This is a genomic window from Moellerella wisconsensis ATCC 35017, from assembly GCF_001294465.1.
In the GTDB taxonomy this organism is placed as follows: domain Bacteria; phylum Pseudomonadota; class Gammaproteobacteria; order Enterobacterales; family Enterobacteriaceae; genus Moellerella; species Moellerella wisconsensis.
On sequence record NZ_LGAA01000081.1, the window covers coordinates 1 to 276 of the forward strand.

The 276-nt window shown below is 48.9% G+C and carries 1 protein-coding gene; it reads right to left on the reverse strand.

The window, feature by feature from the left end:
* Positions 1–135 (reverse strand): potassium-transporting ATPase subunit C (locus tag M992_RS14475; protein ID WP_147638205.1); only part of this gene is annotated, 135 nt, incomplete at its 3' end.
* Between the last annotated feature and the right edge of the window lie 141 nt (positions 136–276).

Genomic DNA, 276 nt, shown 5'->3' on the forward strand with positions numbered 1-276 from the left:
GTGTTCAATCAACGATCCTTCGGCCTGAGAGTGAAACATCACCTGCGCTAACCCCGTGGTCAGCAACGGATAGGCTATGCCGGTGATGGCGGTCAAAATCAGCATCATCATGATAGAGGGACGTAGTAGAGACATTATCTGATCCTTTTCCCCTTCATACTTGAAGCGGTATCTGCGTTGGCTGCGTTCGTTCACCCGAATCACTTACTAGAGTAAGCTCTTCGGGATGAACTCGCTTGCCGCCTTGATACCACTCCAATTATTTTGGGGATGTTA